Consider the following 18,457-nt stretch of genomic DNA (forward strand, 5'->3'; position numbering starts at 1 on the left):
CATGAAGAGTTTCATTTTTTTCATATCACTGCTATTTGTTGCAATCGGATTTGCACAGGATGAACAGTTTAAGGCTACTTTAAAACTCAATCCTTCACAAATACAGACAAATGAAACCTTTGAGGTCATTGTGGAAGCCAATACAAACGGGACGGTTGACATTGAATTCCCTGATGAAATCAGTGTTCTTAACCGAACCAAACAAATTCAGTCTTCCGGAGGAAACTGGACCGTTATTGTAAACGGAAAACCGGTTAACTCAGGGAAAACGGAAACGACGTATGTTTTCAAATACATTGCACGCGCGTCCAGAAAAGGAACTTACCTGATAAAGAACGCTTCTTATAAGCACAGTAAAGGAGTAATTGAGCTAAATCCGCTGACTATTCAGATTACTGAAGCTCCACCTGTCTCTAATTCAGTGAAAAGTAATCTTGGGAAACCATTTTTTGGTATCATTAATACCAGTAGATCCGAAGTTTATATAGGCGAACCGGTTATTATTTCGTCGAAAGTATACTCCAGAGGACGTATTACAGACGTTGGAGATTATCAACCATTATCGATTGAAGGAATTGCACACAAAACAGATCTTTTCAAAAACCTGGACAATCTTCAGGTTAAAAATGAGAAGATTGAAGGAATAGGATTCCAAACAATGAAAATTTCAGAAGATCTTGTTATTCCTCAGGAAGCAGGCGAAATAATCTGTACACCGTTTAGTATTCAGTTAGGATATCAGGGAAATTTCTTTTTTACCGATTATACCCGCATTCAATCAGGAAGCTCACGTATAAAAGTCCGTCCGTTACCATCAGGAGCACCCAATGGTTTTAGCGGAGCCGTAGGGGATTTTAAAGTTACAACGAAACTTGAAGCAAATGATCTGAAAGAAGGGGATGTTTTTGTATACACCGTCAGGCTAGAAGGGAAAGGGAATATCCATTTATTGAGCACTCCTGAACTCAATCTCCCGGAAGCATTTGAACAATACGGAGACCCTGTAAAAAAGGAAAATATATCCCTCGGTTATCAGGGTGGTGAAGGCTCCATTGAGTATGAATTTACCATTCAGGCTCAGGAAGGCGGAGAATATGATTGGCATCCGATGTACTTTTCCTATTTCAACCCTAAAGATAAACGATACGTTTCCATTGAAATTCCCAAAGAAAAACTGTCGATAAAGAAAAGTGAATTTGAAGCAGTAGCGGATGGTAGCATACAGCGGGATGTTCAGGTAAAAGGGAAAGGGCTGCGTTATATCTCAGATACCCCATCTTTGAAAGACGATCATTTCCTTATCGAAACCATTATTTTCTGGACTTTTATTCTTCTCATTCCGCTTGTCGCTGTCGGATCAGGAGTTATTTTGAAAAAACGACGGGATAACGGAGATGAAATTGCTGCTGCGGGGTTAAGTAAGCGCGCATCAAAATTAGCACAAAGAGAGCTCGCCAAAGCACAGGAATTATGGAATAAAGGAGATATTAAATCTTTTGCAGACGAAGGTCTTCGGGCACTACAGGCATATCTTGCGAAAAAAATGAAATGTGTACCTTCCGAACTTTCAAAAGAGAGTATAGAAGCGGCTTTTTCAGCACATTCGATTTCAGAGAAAGACCGTAACGAATGGTTTGCTATTCTTGAAAAACTTGAATTCATAAAATATACCAGTTTTAGTACGGACAAGGAAGAAAATCTTCCGGATAGAATGCGTTCAATAATTACTAACCTCGATCAGTCATGGAGTTAAGAAAGTTGTTCTATATATGGGTTTCCTTATTTTTTGTAACTACTGCTCCGGCACAAACACAGTTTGAATCCGGGAAGAAGGCTTATGAAGAAGAGGAGTATCAAAATGCATCCGATTTATTTCTTGAACATATTACTGCATTTCCACTGGATGCTGAGGCTTTTTATAACCTGGGAAATGCATATTATAAACAAAAGAAATATCCCCATGCGATATGGGCGTATGAAAAATGCCTGAAAATCAAACCGAACCACGAAGATGCGCTTTTCAATGTCCGCATGGCGTATGAAAAAACCGGGCTGTCAGGAGAATGGAAGAGTAATACAGGGATCTTATATAGGCTATTATTTTCATCCGGTAAAAACTTCTGGGCAATTCTCACTTTGATTTTTCTTATTCCTCTTGGTGTCAGTCTTTTTTATTTCTTCTTTGCGACCGGTGCAATCCGAAAACGCTTAGCTCTTTCCGGTATAAGTATTTCGCTTATTCTTGCACTATTAACGCTCGGATTATCTATCTGGCACTATACCTATCTTACTTCAGAGAAATATGGCATTGTCACGCTTGCTACCACCAATGCGAAAGCGTCTCCCAGTAATTCAGACAAGACCTTATTCTCTATTCCTGGAGGTCAACGTGTCAAGTTGATCCGCGAGAATCAAGAATGGGTAGAAATCCGTCTTACTCAGGATAATGTCGGTTGGGTAAAGAAATCAGAAATACAAACGTATTAATTATTTGCGGAGCGCAACTTTTAGCAGTAACATAATCCATCCTGCTATCATTAAAGTCCCTCCAACCGGAGTAGCGATTACCAAAGGGATTGGTGCATCTCCCCCACCATTTTTCAGGAAAACAAGTCCAAAAATAGAGCCGGAAAACAAAACAACACCGGCTTTGATTAACACTGTTCCGACTTTAACCAACTCCTTTGGCCAAAGAGAAAGCAAAAGCAGGGACAAGCCCATATACAACATATAATCTACTCCCGTTTGGTACGACTCCAGTAATTGCTCCGTAAGCACCTTTTCCAGCGCATGTGCTCCCATTGCTCCACCTGTAATAGCAAGAATCATCAGAACAATTCCCCATATAGCAGAGCCTTTCGATTTAATTTCCATGTGTCTTCAATAATACCGCAGCATTTTCCTGTGCCGCATCTGTTAAATTTTTTCCGGACATTAACTTCGCTATCTCGACAATACGATCTTCCTCCGTCAACCGTATCACCTCTGTAACCGTTCTGTTGGATTGTGTTGATTTATTGACCGAAAGATGAATATGTCCTGATGCCGCAACCTGAGGCAAATGTGTAATCGCCATTAATTGACGATGTGTTCCCATCTTTCGCAGTAAAAGACCAATACGTCCGGCAACATCACCCGATACTCCCGTATCAATTTCATCAAAAATCAAGGTAGGCAACTGCTTTCGCTCACTAAACAACGTCATTACCGCTAACATAAAACGGCTCAACTCCCCACCCGAAGCCGATTTATCAATAGGCTGAATAGCTACTCCCTGATTAGGAGAAAAGCATAAATCAACACTTTCAAACCCACTTCGGTCTGCATTTGTTTTTTCCGTAAACCTAAATTCTGCTCGTGATCCTTCCAACTTCAACTCTTCCAACAATGGCAAAATTTCTTTTACGATAACCGGAGCTACTTTTCTCCGTTTTTCAGACAGAATTTTGCCTGCTTGTTGCCAATTACCAAAGAACTTTTCCAGTTTTTTATGTTCCTTTTCAAGTTTTTCTTCCAGTGCAGAAAAACTCTCATTCTGACCGGATAACTCATCCAGATAGCTCTTTAATTCTACCTGATCCTTTTTATTATGCTTTTTCAGTATACGTTGAAAATCATCGACAACACCAACAAGCCAATCCAATCGACCGGGGTTAACCGCAATACCTTCCGCGTAATTGTTTAACTCCGCACTAATATCGTTCATTTCAATCACAACCGAACTGATCCGATTTTCATACTCCTGCAGGCTTTCATCAAATTGCGCTGATTTCCGCAACAGGTTTTCCAATCGTTTCAATAACGCAACTATACCGTCTCCGGAATCAGTTATTTCAACTGATTCCTGAATATTTTTTAGTAAAAACTCAGCATTTTCTGACTTCTTCAACTCCAGAATCAGCTCGTCATAATTATTCTCTTTAAAATTGAGTTTTTCGAGCTCTTCTACCTGAAAACGAATATAATCCTGCTGCTGTAAGGATTCACTTAACCCGGTTTCCAACTCACGGATTAACTTCTCCTGCGCTTTGTAGGCATCAAAAGCCTCCTTATACGCTTCCAGCTCAGGAATACAGCTTCCTAAAACATCCAGCAGATTAAGCTGAAATGACTTATCTTTTAGCTGTAACGTCTGGTGTTGCGAATTTATCTGTACAAGTTTGTCTGTCAGCTCCTTTAATACTGACAAGGGAACCGGTGTATCATTCACAAACGCTCTCGATTTTCCCTGGGGAAGAATTTCTCTTCGGATGATACAATATGGATCATACTCGAGTTCTTTGCTCGCGAAGAATCCCGAAAGATTATAATCACCGATCATCCAATGTCCCTCGACAACCGTTTTCGCTTCCTGATTGCGTATAACAGAAAAGTCCGCCCGGTTTCCCAGAAGGAGATGCAATGCCCCAAGTAAAATAGATTTCCCGGATCCCGTTTCACCGGTAATTACAGTTAATCCCTTATCAAAATCAAGATCGACATTATCAATTAATGCGAAATTACGTATAGACAGATTTTTTAACATCAGGCAGTCAGAATTTCCTCGTACTTCGTTCCGTTGGCCGGATCCAGTTTTTTGAGAAGTGCCACAATTTCGTTTTTTTCAGCCATTTCCGCTTTAGAGAATAGTCCCTTTAGCTCATTTAACTTGGAAGACAGAAAAATCTGCATATTAACAGACCCGGGACGCGACTGTTGAATAGGTTCCAACTCTTTTAATGTTTCTAATATTACGTTACGTCCTTTGGCAATATCCGTATACAATATATCCAACCCTTTTCTATGGTATTCATAATACACTTTCCTAAGAGGTGAAAAATACTGTTGAAGCGCATTATCAATCAGATAGAAACGGTTTCTCTTGCGGGAGTCATTTGATCTCCAACCGTCACCTTCTCCTCCCTGAGACAAGGTCACTATCTGTTGTGCCATTTCAAAATACTTCGTTCCACCTTCCAACGAGAACGAGTCATAATCATACCCCAAAATCATGTAAGCATAAAAAGCAAGAATAGACGTCAGGTTATCCCGGAATTGATTTGGCGAATATTGCAAAATCTGATTTCTGTCAAATCTGAAATCAAGATTGTTGTCTTTAAAACTAAAAATAGTTGTGGTATAGTTTGAGTTGTAAACCGGTCGCGTAGCATTAATCTGTATCGAACCACTATACTGTCCTGTTGAGGGGATATTTTCAATACTCAACTGAATAATACAATTAATCCGCTCTTCTATCTCAAATTCATCTTTCGTCCACCTGGTATTATTCATGAACTCCTTCACAACATTCGTAATGTTGTCAATGATATCTTTATCAACAGTAGTGATCTGCAGCTTCGGATCCGTAACGAGATTCACCTCACAAAGCAACTCCTGAGCTTTTGAACTGGTAACGGTCATTACCGCTGCTATTACCCATAACTTACTTACTCTGATGAATTTCTCTAGCATAATCAACAATTTTTTGAGCTGTTTCTATCTTTGATAGCAACTCTAAATTTACACAATTATTGTCTTTATCCAATAAAGTAACCTGATTTGTATCATGACCAAATCCGGCACCTTCTGTTCTCAGTGAATTCAACACAATCAGATCCAGGTTCTTTTTCTTCAGCTTACCTTTGGCGTGTTCAAATTCATTCGTTGTTTCCAGAGCAAACCCAACCAATGTTTGTTGATCTGACTTGTTCTGACCTGCCCAAAACAGCACATCGGGATTCTTCACTAACTGAAGTTCCATACTGTCTTCCGACTTCTTGATTTTCTCATCCGCGACATGAGACGGTCGATAATCGGCTACAGCAGCAGAAAAAATACCCAGATTAACGGATGTCCAATGTTCCTGTACCAGCAACAATAATTCTCCTGCTGTTGCAAATCGCCTAATTTCAATTGTTTTGTTTCGTGGCAAGAATCCCGAAGGTCCCAAACAAAGTATCACTTCAGCTCCTCTGTCTGCAAGCGCATCAGCTAAAGCAATTCCCATTTTACCGGTAGAGTGATTACCAATAAACCGTACCGGATCAATAGGTTCATAGGTCGGACCGGCTGTCACCAGTGCTTTAACCCCTGCCAAATCGTTATTCCGTTCAGAAGTAAAAAAGGACTGAATGAATTCTGCAATTGTATCCGGCTCTGCCATTCTACCCTGCCCTGATAACCCGCTTGCCAATTCTCCTGATTCAGCAGGAATCACCTGTACTTCCTGACGGGTTAATTTATCCAGATTCTCTTTAGTGGAAGGATGTTGATACATATCCAAATCCATTGCAGGAGCAACAAAAACAGGACATCTAGCAGATAAATACGTCGTCAGCAATAAGTTATCAGAATGTCCTACCGCCATCTTTGCCAATGATGACGCCGTAAGCGGAGCAATCACAAATGCATCTGCCCATAAGCCTAATTCAACGTGATTTGCCCATTGCCCGGTAACCGGATCAAAAAGTTCCGTGTACACTTCATTTTTAGAAACCGTAGCAAGTGTCAGAGGGGTTACAAAAGCAGAAGAGGCTGAAGTCATTATACATTTGACTTCAGCCCCAAGTTTTATTAAAGCTCGCACCAGCATTGGGGTTTTGTAAGCCGCAATCCCTCCGGTTACACCGACCAAGATACGCTTCCCCGCCAGCATGAGAATTATGCTTTTCTGATGTACGTCTTATCTTCAAGAAGCTCCTGAATAGCCATAGCTACAGGCTTTGGAAGACGCTCATAGAATTTAGAGATCTCGATTTGCTCGCGATTCTCAAAAATCTCTTCAAGGTTGTCTGTATGTGAAGCGAAATCAAGCAACTTTTGTGTCAACTCTTCTTTCAGTTCCACATTGATTTGGTTAGAACGCTTTGCAAGAGCAACAATTGATTCATAAACATTACCTGTTTTCTCTTGTAAATCTACCACATCCCGTGTGATAGTTGTACGCTCCGCAGTTGAATTTTTAAAGTTCATCCTTATGGTTGAATTTTTGTTTTACGTATTGTTTCGAGCTCTTTCTCCGATTTTTCACGAAAACTTTCAATGTCTTTCAAGTATTTCGAATTCGGGAAAAGAGACGCAAATTTACGACTTCTTTTTATTGTTTCCTCAAATCTGTCGTATTTTTTACTCTCAACACTATTTTGAGACAGCAAAAATTGAGATTTTGTTGCCAGGAAAAGAGCTTCTTCACGTTTGTCACTAGTTGGATATTCTTCAACAAATGAATCAAAAGCCGTAACAGATGCTCTGTAGTTTTCCATTTTATCGTAAAGCTTTGCGGATTCATACGCTTTTTGCTCCAGTTTCGATCGCAAACGATCCATAATTGAATTACAACTATCTACTAAATTACTTTGCGGATATAACTCAATAAAATTCTGTAATTCCGAGAGTGCTGAACGGGTTTCTGTCTGATCAAGTGTATAATTTGGTGAGTTTTTCACAGCACACATTGCCCCAAGGAAAGTAGCTTCCTCGGAAAAAGGACTTAAAAAGAAACGCTCCGAATAACTTTTAAAATAATATCCCGCCAGGTAATAATCCTCCATCATATAGTGACTTTTCGCCAGTCGAAAATAGGATTCCTCCCCTACCGGACCTTTCGAATATCGTTGATAAATTTGCTCGTACAAAGTAGCAGAACGATCCCACTGCTCGTTGGTATAAAACTTGTCGGCATAGATCTTCTTTTGCTCGTAATCATCTCCTTTCGCTATTTTATTGTAGTTCGAACAGGATGAAATACTAACGACACCTATCAGCAAAAGAAAAATAAAAACAGACCTCATATTAAATTGTTTGACTGCAAAAGTAATGTATTTCCTTCCAAACGAAAGATCAGGTGCATAAATTGTGATTTTTTTAGATTTTTTAGCCATCACTAACCGGCTCCTGTGAATAAATTTCTGTGAAAAAGTTGTTACTGGTCAACATTTCCAGTAATTTCGCAGCGTAATTTTCGATTAAGAAAGAAAAAAAGACGTATGGCTTTAGATATCTTTGATAAGTTAATGAAGAATCGCGGTCCGATCGGACAGTACGCGAAAGGCGTTCATGGTTACTTCACATTTCCCAAACTAGAAGGAGAGATCGGTAACAAAATGATCTTCCGAGGTAAAGAAGTTTTGACATGGTCAGTAAATAACTACCTTGGTTTAGCAAATCACCCGGAAGTTCGGGAAGCTGATGCTAAAGCAGCTAAGGACTGGGGAATGGCTTATCCTATGGGAGCACGAATGATGACAGGTCAGACTGTATATCACGAGCAACTTGAAAATGAGATCGCTGACTTTATGAAAACGGAGGACTGTATCCTACTTAACTTCGGTTACCAGGGAATGGTTTCTGCTATTGACTGTCTGGTTGATCGTCACGACGTGATCGTATACGACAGTGAATCACATGCCTGTATTATAGATGGTATGCGTTTGCATTCCGGAAAACGTTTTGTTTTCCAACACAACGATATGGAAAGCTTTGACAAGCAAATGGCACGTGCCTCAAAAATTGTAGAATCTACAGGTGGAGGTATTCTTGTTATTACCGAAGGGGTTTTCGGAATGGCCGGAGATCAGGGAAAACTGAAAGAACTTGTTGATTTCAGAAAATCAGGTAAGTATCAGTTCCGTTTGTTCGTTGATGACGCACATGGTTTCGGAACTTGTGGTGAAACCGGACGTGGTGCCGGAGAAGCACAGGGTGTTCACGAAGAAATTGATGTATTATTCGGAACATTTGCAAAATCCATGGCTTCTATCGGGGCATTTATTTGTGCTAACGAGAGTGTTATTGAATACATGCGTTACAATATGCGTTCGCAAATGTTTGCCAAGTCACTTCCAATGCCACTTGTAATCGGTGCGTTGAAGCGTCTTGAACTATTGAGAACAAAACCTGAATTGCGTGAAAATCTTTGGAAAGTAGCTACTGCTTTACAGTCAGGATTGAAAGAAGCTGGTTTTGACATCGGTCATACCAATTCTCCGGTTACTCCTGTATTCCTTAAAGGAGAAGGAAACCTTGCTGTAGCGACGAATCTTACATTTGATTTACGCGAGAATTACAATATCTTCTGTTCAATTGTTACTTATCCTGTCGTTCCTAAAGATGTAATTATGTTACGTCTGATCCCGACAGCGGTTCACACACTGGAAGATGTTACCTATACGATAGAAACATTTATCAAGTGTCAGGAAAAGCTGGACAGAGGTGAGTATCAGTCAGAGCAACTGGCAACGGTTGAAACAGATAAATAATAACTGAAAGCGCCTCTGATGGCGCTTTTTTTTTAGTGAATTCAAATAACCTTAAATTATTTAGCTATGTCTAAAAAACACAACTTCGGAGCTGGCCCATGTATTTTGCCACAAGAAGTATTTCAGGAAGCTTCACAAGCGGTTCTTGATTTTAACGGTCTTTCCATTTTGGAAGTTTCTCACCGTAGTAAGGATTTCGTAGCAGTGATGGAAGAAGCCCAAAATCTGGTAAAGAAAGCTCTTAATGTACCTGATGGTTATTCTGTTATTTTCCTTCAGGGAGGAGCCAGTCTTGGTTTCCTTATCACAGCAATGAATATGGCTCGTGAAAATAAAAAAGCGGCATACATCAATACCGGTCAGTGGGCAAGCAAAGCTATCGAACAGGCTGAAATGGCCGGACTCGAAGTAGAGGTTATTGCTTCATCTGAAGAAGATGGATTCACTTATATCCCAAAAGATTTTGTAGTTCCGGAAGATGTTGACTATGTTCACATCACATCAAACAACACCATCTTCGGAACGCAATTCAAATCCTTCCCGAAAACAGGGAAACCACTGGTTTGTGATATGTCATCCGATATATTCTCCCGTGAATTCAATGTAGCTGATTTTGATCTTATTTATGCCGGTGCTCAAAAAAATCTGGGACCTGCTGGAGCTACATTATACATTGTGAAGGATGAAGTGCTTGGAAAATCATCATTAGGAGTTCTTCCAACTTACCTGGATTTGTCTGTACACCAGAAAAAAGAATCCATGTTTAACACTCCTCCAGTATTCTCCGTGTATGTTTCTATGTTGAATCTACGTCACCTGATCAATAACGGAGGAGTTAAAGCACAGGAAGAACTGAATAACAAGAAAGCGGAATTATTGTACAATGAAATTGACAATAACCCTAAATTTAAAGCATCTGTAAACAAAGAAGACCGCTCCAACATGAATGTTGTTTTCTTCCTTGCTGATGAAGCTGCTGACAAGGAGCGTTTTGATCAACTTTGGAATGATGCAGGAATTGTCGGTCTGAAAGGATACAGAACGCTTGGAGGATATCGTGCATCCATGTATAATGCTCTGCCACTTGAAAGTGTTCAGGTATTAGTCGACATAATGAAAAAACTATAATTAAAAACCAACAGTTTACCATGAAAGTTTTAGCTAATGACGGAATATCTCCTGAAGGGAAGAAAAGCCTTGAAGCATCGGGATATACTGTAATTACAGATAAAGTAGAACAAGAGAATTTAATTGATTACATCAATAACGAGCATATCGAAATACTTCTTGTACGAAGTGCTACGACAGCCCGAAAAGAATTAATTGATGCCTGTCCGAACCTTAAACTGATCGGACGCGGAGGTGTTGGAATGGATAATATTGATGTTGCTTATGCCCGCGAAAAAGGGGTTCAGGTAATCAATACACCCGGCGCATCTTCTCAGTCTGTAGCCGAGTTGGTTATGGGTCAATTATTCGCTATTTCACGTTCTCTGCATGACTCTTTCCGTAATATGCCTGAATGTAAAAACGGACAATTTGCTGTTTTGAAGAAAAAATATTCGAAAGGTGTTGAGTTACGGGGGAAAACATTACTTATTGTCGGATTCGGAAGAATCGGTCAGGCACTTGCCGGATATGCTCTGGGAGTTGGAATGAAAGTAATTGCTGCCGATCACCAAACGAAAGATGTACAGATTACAGTTCCTATCGCAGGTACGGAAGGAGTAAAAGTAACAATTACGCCTTCAACAGACGTGAAAGAATTGCTTCCGGAAGCTGATTTTATTTCTGTTCATGTCCCTAAACAGGCTGACGGAAGTGCTGTATTCGGGAAAGCAGAATTCAACCTGATGAAAGAAGGTGTCCGTATCGTAAATGCGGCACGCGGTGGTGTAATTGATGAAGCTGCTCTTTTATCTGCTTTAAATGAAGGAAAAATTGCTCAGGTAGCTCTTGACGTGTACGAAAATGAGCCTACTCCATGGGCTGAGCTTCTTCAACATGAAAAAATAGCCTGTACACCTCATATCGGTGCAGCTACTGTAGAAGCACAAGACCGAATCGGACTTGAACTGGCAGATCAGATTGTAAGTTCTTTCGGGAGTAAATAAAATACCGTTTTAATTCATTATAAAACAGGGCTATCAAATGATAGCCCTGTTTTTTTTCACCTAAGGATTTCTCTATTCTGCAGAAATTCGAGAACATAGAGTTTTTTGGTTTCAGCTAATCCTCAAGCTGAAAAAAACAGAATAGAAAGCCAGGTGTGCGATACTAGGGTTGTTTTACACCTGTACCTCAGGCGGCAGTTTAGTTTCCTATATCTCCCGATTGATTATTAGAAAACACATTATTTCCGTCATCTACCAGCGTATTACTTCCTCCATAGTTCATAATTCCATACGTTTGACTATCTGAAATCAAAGAATTACCGATTCTCATACGTGAATTGTCATACAAGTATAACATTGCATCCCAGGAAGCATTTCCACCTCCGTATGAAATGGTACAATACTGGAATTCATTATTCAGATTATTGGATCCGATAAAACGAATATTGTTCCAATATCCATTCACCGATTGTTCTCCTGTAATCGTAATTGGATTGGACACAGATCCAATAGCTTTAAAAGAACCGCTCCCGGACACAGAAACTCCGGAACCAGGTCCCATAGTCATATTCACACCGGGTTCTAACTCTACCGGAGCTACTACATCCAAATTTCCCGTACGAATAAAATAGGGAACCATTGTAGAATGGATGGTTTTAGTCGTACCTATTTCACCATAATCTACTTCAATACGGTTGTATCCATTGTCATAAGCAGAAAAAGTTCCGTCAAACTTATCAATATGAGAAGGTTGAATCAAGGCCGGAGCTAACTGAATATCATGAATTGTATTATTCGAAAAGTCCGAAAGTGTAAATTCAGGTGTATAAACCAATATTCCATAATTGTTACCATGTCGAATCGTACTATTACTCATCGCAAGTCTTCCGTTCTGATAACAATAAACAGAAGCATCGTAACTACCATCACCACCACCGTGCTCTATAATCGTATAGATCATCTGGTTGTTTGCATTGTTACTCATAAAAAGTATCTTGTTCCAACTCCCTGCTGATTTTGATTCTCCCGTAAAACGAATTGGTAAAGCCGCAGTACCGACGGACTTAAGAGACCCTGAACCGTCTACTATAATTTGTGATCCCGGAGCCATAACTATAACAGTTCCCGGCTCTATTGTCACTGCTGCATTGATACTGAAAGTTCCGCGTACAATATAGTCCGGAGTAGTCAGGCTTTCAAAACGGTTCTCCAATGTTCTGGGCGTGTTCTGATCACCCGAAAGTTCAATTGCACCGGCTGTTTCTTCCTCCTCTTTCTGTTTACATGAAGAAAAGACTAACAGACCTGCTAAAAAAAGCGTTGCCGAAGTTTTAAAGTTAATTTTCATATACGTGATTATTTATTACTGCTGATTTATTTATAGTATTCAAGTAGATACTTCCCTACTTGGGAAAGACATCCCTGAAACGCACCTATTTCTTCTCCTCCGTTAAGGAATTTATTGTATTCGATATTGATAAGAAATCGCTCTTCCACCCGGATTACCAAATTTTTGTCATAGGGAATATTCTCACTAAAAGCAGCTTCGGTTCCCAGGTTTTCAACAGAAGCATAAATTTGAGTTTCTTTGGTTCCTGCCAATGGAGCTCCGTATTCTTTCAATTCTTTCATCCGCTGTTTTAACCGGTCACCTGAAGTATTCTCATTTCGCTCCACCCGGATGATTAAGGCAGAATACTGCTGATCTTTCTCCCGTATTTCATACCGACACACTTTGATCTTGCCTCCTGCATACTCGTCCGGCTGCATATCCACAACTGCTCCATCAAGTCCAAAAACGTTACTGAGATCAGAAGTTCCGAATAACTCACAAGGGCTCTTCTCCCAGTCATTTCCAGTATCAGAACTGAATTTTTCTTTTTCGGCCAGCTCTTCGGTTTCTTTTCCTTCTGAACAAGCTTGTATCAACAAACCCGTCGTTAACAAGAAGCTGAGTATAATGGACGAATACAAAACAGAGCATTTCATTTTACCGGATTTACTATTCTATATCTGAATCGGATATAATTAATACACACTCCCCTTTTCGCTTTTCAAACTTCGAGAACGACCAGTTCGTAAGTGTATTTGTTATTACAGTGGTATCACCTCCCTGAATAGCCAATGGATAATCAAACCATCCGACAGATAAAGCATTATCGCATTGGTAATTATCCGGCAACCTGTTTGCATAGTCTTGTTCCTCTCCGAGTTCTATCGTTGAATGACTGGGAACCACCACTATAGTACTATCGCTCATGACAAACCGGATATCATAAGAAGATCGATTATTAACTCTTTTTTTGACCTTAATAACCGGATCACACGAACTACAAATTGCAACAAGCAATATTGAAAGTGTTCCTAAAATGATCTTTTCCATATTCCGTTTCGTTTAAATGTTTCCGGAATTCATTCCGGATTTCGATTAGTTACTCAAATTCGATTACATTTTAAAGCAGATTCCTCCATTCAAATAGGTCTTACCATATCCCAACTCTAGGAAAATTCCAAACTTATCTTTCGGGTAGAAGCGGATTCCGGCATGCGGTCCACCATAGATCATTACACCCACATCACCCCCCAGGTGTTTATACCCCGATTTCGGAATGACAAATGAAGGTCCCGATCCAAGGGAAAGACCTACGTAGACATCCAGTTTTTCGGCAAATGTTTTCCCTGCCTTATCATTAATTAACTGTAAAAAGTGAAAGTTTGAAATAATAGCAACAGGAATTCCAATACTCCAAAAGTTTGAATTTCCGCCAACTCCGTATGGCCAGGCATACCCCACTCCTAAATTATCATTCATGTTTGCTGAAAAATTAGCTCCAATGGAAAATCCAATTCCGACGTACTTCCCTACTCCAAATTCTCCCTGAAAACTTAATTGTCCTGAAAGAGGTGAAATCCACCCTTTTAATCCACTGCCATCTTCAGGATACAGCGACCGTAATTCGGACATTCCCAAGCCAATAAGAAATTGTTTACTCCCTTTTCCCCCAAACGCCTGAGCATTTACACTTCCCACATTCACTACAGAAAATAGTACTGTAGCTATCATCACCATTTTTTTGAACCCTACTTTTCTCATCTCTTTTTTCTTTGAGACAAAGTTCAGTAGATTCTCCGCTTAAAAAAGCAGGGAAAGTCCTGAATTTATACTCAGGGTATACCCTTGTATTTACAAAAAAAGGTATCTAATCAGATTAGACACCTTTCTTCTTTTAAACCGAGAAATCAGTTAAAGATCAAACTTTTTCGGAACAGAAATTAATCAAAAACCAGTACCCGGTCTATTAAAAAAATTATACGTAGAACTAATACGAAATATCTGAATCAGATATAGTAAACACACACTCTCCTTTTCGCTTTTCAACCTTAGAGTATCTCCAGTTAAATTTGTTGAGCAGATCCTTATCCAGAGACAAAGCTCCGTTTTCTGACAAAATAACCACCGATTCGATAGAAGTATAATGACAGGAAGAATAATCCTCTTTTACTTCTTCCGCAAACTTTTGATCTATCTCAACCACCGTTTGTTTATTTTTCGGAATAACAAGATTCTTCCCTCCCTTCAGTTCCAGCCTAATATCGTAGGAAGAATCATTCTGTACAATTTTGTCAACGTGTACGCGTATGTCACAGGAAGTAATCAATACTATAAGTAGCAGTACAGGTATGTATTTTTTCATCGTTTAGTTTTGTCGTTTTAGAACAATTGCACTGTCCTGGTATTCCCTGTTTACAAACTTAACAAGTTATTGGACAACAAACAACAGGGAAAACCCTTAAAAACAGGATCATTTTTCAGATATATCCCTGAAGAATAGCTTGTTTTACCAATCCGGCAACATTTTTCACCTGAAACTTCAGAAATAAATTCGATCGGTATCCTTCTATTGTTTTTTCGGATAGGAATAATTTTTCTGCAATCTCACGTGTCGAAAGTTCATCCTGAATTGCTTTCAGTACTTCCAACTCTCTTTTTGTAAGCTTTATTTTATCTGACTCTCCATTCATCAGATTTGTCAACATAGCATCACGTATGTCCTTACTTACAAATTGTTTTCCTTTTGTTATCGCTTGAATAGCTTCCAGAATCTCTTCCAGTGGAGAGGACTTTGACACATAACCTGAACACCCCGCAGCTAATGCGGATTTTACTGTAAATTCATCCGTATGCGAGGACAATGCAACAATCAAAAGGTCGGGGTGCATTTTGCGAATTTCACTCAAAAAAGTTCTGCCGTCATCGTTCCCGAACCGGATATCCTGCAAAAGGATATCAAATTTTTCTTTCGCCAGAATTTGCTTAAGCTGTGCCAAATTCACTGCACTTTTCACCTCTAACGCTCCCAACTTATCTGTTAAAAAGCTCCTAATCCCCGATGCAATAATTTCATGATCGTCTGCTACTAATATCTTCATACACTACTGGTCAGTTATTCAAATATATGGAAATATGCGCAATTGCTCCGTTTGTTTCTTCACCGGAATCAATAGAAAAGGTTCCATTCAGCAAATGTACACGCTCTTCAATAGAAGTTAACCCATTCCCTTTTTTTGCCTTTTTGACGTCAAATCCAACACCATTATTCTCCACTCGTATATCCAGAAGTTTATCCGTTAGCGAAGTTTGAATAAACAATTCATCGGATTTAGCATGTTTGACGGCATTCTGAACAAGCTCCTGTATGATCCGAAAAAGCATCAATGTCTTTTCAGCACTTAGCATAATAGTACCGGAACCAATATGATCAAACTCAATAGACAGGTGGGGTGTCGAATTATCCATTGCAAAACGTCGCAGCGATTCAATCAACCCTAATTCTTTCATTCCTGACGGAGCCAGATTGTGAGCTATCCGTCTGGTTTCTTCATGTGCTCCGGAAATCTGATTCAGCAATTCCTGCTTGATATTCGGAGAGACAGAGTTATCGGATTCCAGGCGGTATTTAATCCCCACTAACTGCGATGCTAATCCATCATGTAATTCATGTCCGAGACGTCTTCTCTCTCGTTCTTCTCCACGAATAAGCGCATCAAACATATCTTTTTCCTTCTTTGACTCAATTCGCATGATACGTTCCTTCATAACAGAGCGGTAGATCATAAATACGATCATTAAGACCAAAAAGAGTATACCTGTCACTGTAATAATGTTCCACAACCGGGCAGATTCGACTTCTTTTGCCAGCAATTCAAGACGGGTACGTGTGATCTCTTTCTCTTTCTTCTCTGTATCGTACTGAATGAGAAGATCGTTAATTGCTTTCTGGGTCTCTGATTTATTTGTTTCCTTATAAATTTCGTGTGCTTCATTCATCATACGGAAAGCATCCTCATTCTGTCCTAATCCTGAATAGGCATGAGCAAGCTTCCGTTTAATCGAATACAATGTGGATCTATTTTCAGTAATAGCTGCCAGTTCCAAAGCCTTTTCTCCAAAATTAACCCCTGCTTCGTAATTTTTCTGTTCCAATGAAACTGTTAAAATCCCGATCGCATTTAATAAAACGAATTGTTTCTGATTAAATCGTTCAGCTAAAGCCAAAGATTCTTCATAGTATCGCTGGGCTTCCTGAAAATCATTTTTACTGAACTCAACTTCTCCCAGGGCGTGAACAGCAATTATCAAAGCCATAAAATTTGATGACTTCCCTGCCATCTCCCGGGCTTGTAATGCATGTTCCTCGGCCATTTCAAACTGATCCAGTTTTGCTTCGGAAACACTAAGAACAGCAAGAATAGAAGGATAATTAGGGTCATCCGGATAATTTCTGAGAATTTCTACCGATTTCGCAGCGTGAGTATGTGCCGCTGCATAATCCAGCAAACTGAAAAACACATTGGCTATATTGTTATGGATATAAGCAGCCTGCAAATCCATTTTATTCTCTTCGGCAATCTCAAGTGCTTTCTTAAAGTATCGGATAGCCTCTTCATATTGCTGCTGAAGGCTTAGTGACGACGCAAGCAGCGCATAAAATTTCAGGGAGGAAAGTGTGTTTTCGTTCTCTTTAAAAGACTGCAAAGCCGAAAAAGCTATTTGCTCAGCTTTTTCAGGATGTCCGGAGAACAAAAGATATTTTGCTTCATTGTAACGAATCCAGTTTATCTTCTGTCCTTCATTCAGTCTTCCCGATATTTCGGCCACTTCCATATATACCTCACTACTGTCTGCCTGTCCCCGCAACAAATCCGTGAATAATTTCTCTATTCGTACCGAATCCTGAGTCTGACTATATGTAATCTGATAAAAGCTGAATAACACGAATCCGAGTATCCATTTTCCTTTTTGCATTGTGGTTTTGTTTATTTAAGGTACAATTTCAAACTTTCCTCTCGCTGTATTTCTATTCATAGCATTGTAGTGCCACCATTCAGTTGGAAGCTGCGAAAATCCCGCTTTTCGCATACTCTTTCTTAGAATCATCCGATTCTGATACTGTTCTTTTGACAATTCTCCCGATTCCAGAAAATGACTTTCCAGTTCAGGATAAGCGATCTTACGCATATCATCATAGCCCGCTCCCATGTCCAGAGGGTTACCTTGCTTATCACACAAAGTGAGGTCTACCGCACAAGCAAAATTATGTAATGATCCATTTGCCGGGTTTGAAACAAATTTTACCCTTTCCGAAACAGGAATCGAATCTAATAAATTCCACATTTTTTGTTGTACCCACAACGGCCGGACACCATCATAGATCAACATGCGCAGATCAGGATGCTCTTCTTTCAGGAAAGCGTGTGCTTTACTCAACATTTTTGCGACTGTATCCTGTAAAAACACTTCTTTAAGATTTCCGTAAATATTTTCCCCTAGAAAATTATCCGTTGAGGCATATTTAAGATCAATAAAAAAAGTAGAGTCTATTTCCGTAACGGAAGTCAGACCAAATGAGCGTAAACGTATGCCAAGTGTATCCGGTTGAATCGATTCCGGTACTTCCAATTCTTCCAGTGTGATTACCTCTGTTTTTCTTTCAGATTCCGGGGAAACTTCTTTCGTTGTAACAGGATCATCAGAGGAAGAGGTACATCCTGCAAAAACTCCCAGTAGGAGTACAAAAATTGTATCTTTACTAAAAATTGTCATCC

Annotated in this window: 19 protein-coding genes; 5 read left to right on the top strand and 14 right to left on the bottom strand. The window is 39.7% G+C overall.

The window, feature by feature from the left end:
- Nucleotide 1: 1 nt before the first annotated feature.
- The gene (locus ABDZ97_RS06475) at nt 2–1,753 is read left to right on the top strand and encodes a BatD family protein (protein WP_343785775.1); all 1,752 of its coding nucleotides are present in this window, start codon (nt 2–4) and stop codon (nt 1,751–1,753) included.
- Nucleotides 1,744–2,487, top strand: coding sequence for a tetratricopeptide repeat protein (locus ABDZ97_RS06480; RefSeq protein WP_343785776.1), 744 nt, complete (start codon nt 1,744–1,746; stop codon nt 2,485–2,487). Before ABDZ97_RS06475 ends, ABDZ97_RS06480 begins: the two co-directional genes overlap by 10 nt.
- Here the strand turns inward: ABDZ97_RS06480 and ABDZ97_RS06485 are convergent, their stop codons facing one another.
- From ABDZ97_RS06485 to ABDZ97_RS06510, 6 genes are read right to left on the bottom strand one after another with little or no spacing between them, the layout of a single operon-like run.
- A complete protein-coding gene (locus tag ABDZ97_RS06485) occupies nt 2,488–2,874 on the bottom strand; it encodes a DUF423 domain-containing protein (RefSeq protein ID WP_343785777.1) in 387 nt (128 codons plus the stop codon).
- Nucleotides 2,864–4,525, bottom strand: a complete 1,662-nt coding sequence (gene recN / locus ABDZ97_RS06490) for a DNA repair protein RecN (protein ID WP_343785778.1) — start codon at nt 4,523–4,525, stop codon at nt 2,864–2,866. Before recN ends, ABDZ97_RS06485 begins: the two co-directional genes overlap by 11 nt.
- A complete protein-coding gene (gene porD / locus ABDZ97_RS06495) occupies nt 4,525–5,451 on the bottom strand; it encodes a type IX secretion system protein PorD (RefSeq protein WP_343785779.1) in 927 nt (308 codons plus the stop codon). Before porD ends, recN begins: the two co-directional genes overlap by 1 nt.
- Nucleotides 5,423–6,634 carry a bifunctional phosphopantothenoylcysteine decarboxylase/phosphopantothenate--cysteine ligase CoaBC gene (gene coaBC, locus ABDZ97_RS06500; RefSeq protein WP_343785780.1) on the bottom strand — a complete coding sequence of 404 codons (1,212 nt, stop codon included), beginning with the start codon at nt 6,632–6,634 and terminating at the stop codon, nt 5,423–5,425. Before coaBC ends, porD begins: the two co-directional genes overlap by 29 nt.
- Nucleotides 6,635–6,639: 5 nt before the next feature.
- Nucleotides 6,640–6,951 carry a DNA-directed RNA polymerase subunit omega gene (locus ABDZ97_RS06505; protein ID WP_343785781.1) on the bottom strand — a complete coding sequence of 104 codons (312 nt, stop codon included), beginning with the start codon at nt 6,949–6,951 and terminating at the stop codon, nt 6,640–6,642.
- A gap of 2 nt (nt 6,952–6,953) precedes the next feature.
- Nucleotides 6,954–7,769, bottom strand: coding sequence for an outer membrane protein assembly factor BamD (locus ABDZ97_RS06510; protein WP_343785782.1), 816 nt, complete (start codon nt 7,767–7,769; stop codon nt 6,954–6,956).
- 195 nt (nt 7,770–7,964) lie between these two features.
- On the opposite strand from ABDZ97_RS06510, the gene ABDZ97_RS06515 reads away from it, so the two are divergent.
- The 3 genes from ABDZ97_RS06515 to ABDZ97_RS06525 all read left to right on the top strand — a co-directional run bounded on the left by ABDZ97_RS06515 (nt 7,965) and on the right by ABDZ97_RS06525 (nt 11,350).
- Entirely contained in the window at nt 7,965–9,236 is a 1,272-nt protein-coding gene (locus ABDZ97_RS06515) for an aminotransferase class I/II-fold pyridoxal phosphate-dependent enzyme (RefSeq protein WP_343785783.1), read from the top strand.
- 66 nt (nt 9,237–9,302) lie between these two features.
- Nucleotides 9,303–10,364: a 3-phosphoserine/phosphohydroxythreonine transaminase gene (gene serC / locus ABDZ97_RS06520; RefSeq protein ID WP_343785784.1), complete on the top strand. Its 1,062-nt coding sequence runs from the start codon at nt 9,303–9,305 to the stop codon at nt 10,362–10,364.
- 20 nt (nt 10,365–10,384) lie between these two features.
- Nucleotides 10,385–11,350: a D-2-hydroxyacid dehydrogenase gene (locus ABDZ97_RS06525; protein WP_343785785.1), complete on the top strand. Its 966-nt coding sequence runs from the start codon at nt 10,385–10,387 to the stop codon at nt 11,348–11,350.
- A gap of 199 nt (nt 11,351–11,549) precedes the next feature.
- On the opposite strand, the gene ABDZ97_RS06530 is transcribed toward ABDZ97_RS06525, so the two are convergent.
- From ABDZ97_RS06530 to ABDZ97_RS06565, 8 genes are all read right to left on the bottom strand, one after another.
- Complete coding sequence (locus ABDZ97_RS06530) at nt 11,550–12,698, bottom strand: hypothetical protein (RefSeq protein ID WP_343785786.1); 1,149 nt, start codon at nt 12,696–12,698, stop codon at nt 11,550–11,552.
- Nucleotides 12,699–12,724: 26 nt separating this feature from the next.
- The gene (locus ABDZ97_RS06535; RefSeq protein ID WP_343785787.1) at nt 12,725–13,339 is read right to left on the bottom strand and encodes a hypothetical protein; all 615 of its coding nucleotides are present in this window, start codon (nt 13,337–13,339) and stop codon (nt 12,725–12,727) included.
- A gap of 13 nt (nt 13,340–13,352) precedes the next feature.
- Nucleotides 13,353–13,733 (bottom strand): hypothetical protein, encoded by a 381-nt coding sequence (locus tag ABDZ97_RS06540; protein ID WP_343785788.1) that lies wholly within the window; start codon nt 13,731–13,733, stop codon nt 13,353–13,355.
- A gap of 63 nt (nt 13,734–13,796) precedes the next feature.
- Entirely contained in the window at nt 13,797–14,444 is a 648-nt protein-coding gene (locus ABDZ97_RS06545; RefSeq protein ID WP_343785789.1) for a hypothetical protein, read from the bottom strand.
- A 226-nt stretch (nt 14,445–14,670) separates the two neighbouring features.
- Nucleotides 14,671–15,045: a hypothetical protein gene (locus ABDZ97_RS06550; protein WP_343785790.1), complete on the bottom strand. Its 375-nt coding sequence runs from the start codon at nt 15,043–15,045 to the stop codon at nt 14,671–14,673.
- Nucleotides 15,046–15,160: 115 nt separating this feature from the next.
- Nucleotides 15,161–15,781 (bottom strand): response regulator, encoded by a 621-nt coding sequence (locus ABDZ97_RS06555; protein ID WP_343785791.1) that lies wholly within the window; start codon nt 15,779–15,781, stop codon nt 15,161–15,163.
- Nucleotides 15,782–15,791: 10 nt separating this feature from the next.
- Nucleotides 15,792–17,657 (bottom strand): tetratricopeptide repeat-containing sensor histidine kinase, encoded by a 1,866-nt coding sequence (locus ABDZ97_RS06560; RefSeq protein WP_343785792.1) that lies wholly within the window; start codon nt 17,655–17,657, stop codon nt 15,792–15,794.
- A gap of 15 nt (nt 17,658–17,672) precedes the next feature.
- On the bottom strand, nt 17,673–18,455 hold the full coding sequence (locus ABDZ97_RS06565) for a M15 family metallopeptidase (protein WP_343785793.1): 783 nt from the start codon (nt 18,453–18,455) through the stop codon (nt 17,673–17,675).
- Between the last annotated feature and the right edge of the window lie 2 nt (nt 18,456–18,457).

The sequence above is a fragment of the Wandonia haliotis genome, from assembly GCF_039523435.1.
Classification (GTDB): domain Bacteria; phylum Bacteroidota; class Bacteroidia; order Flavobacteriales_D; family Crocinitomicaceae; genus Wandonia; species Wandonia haliotis.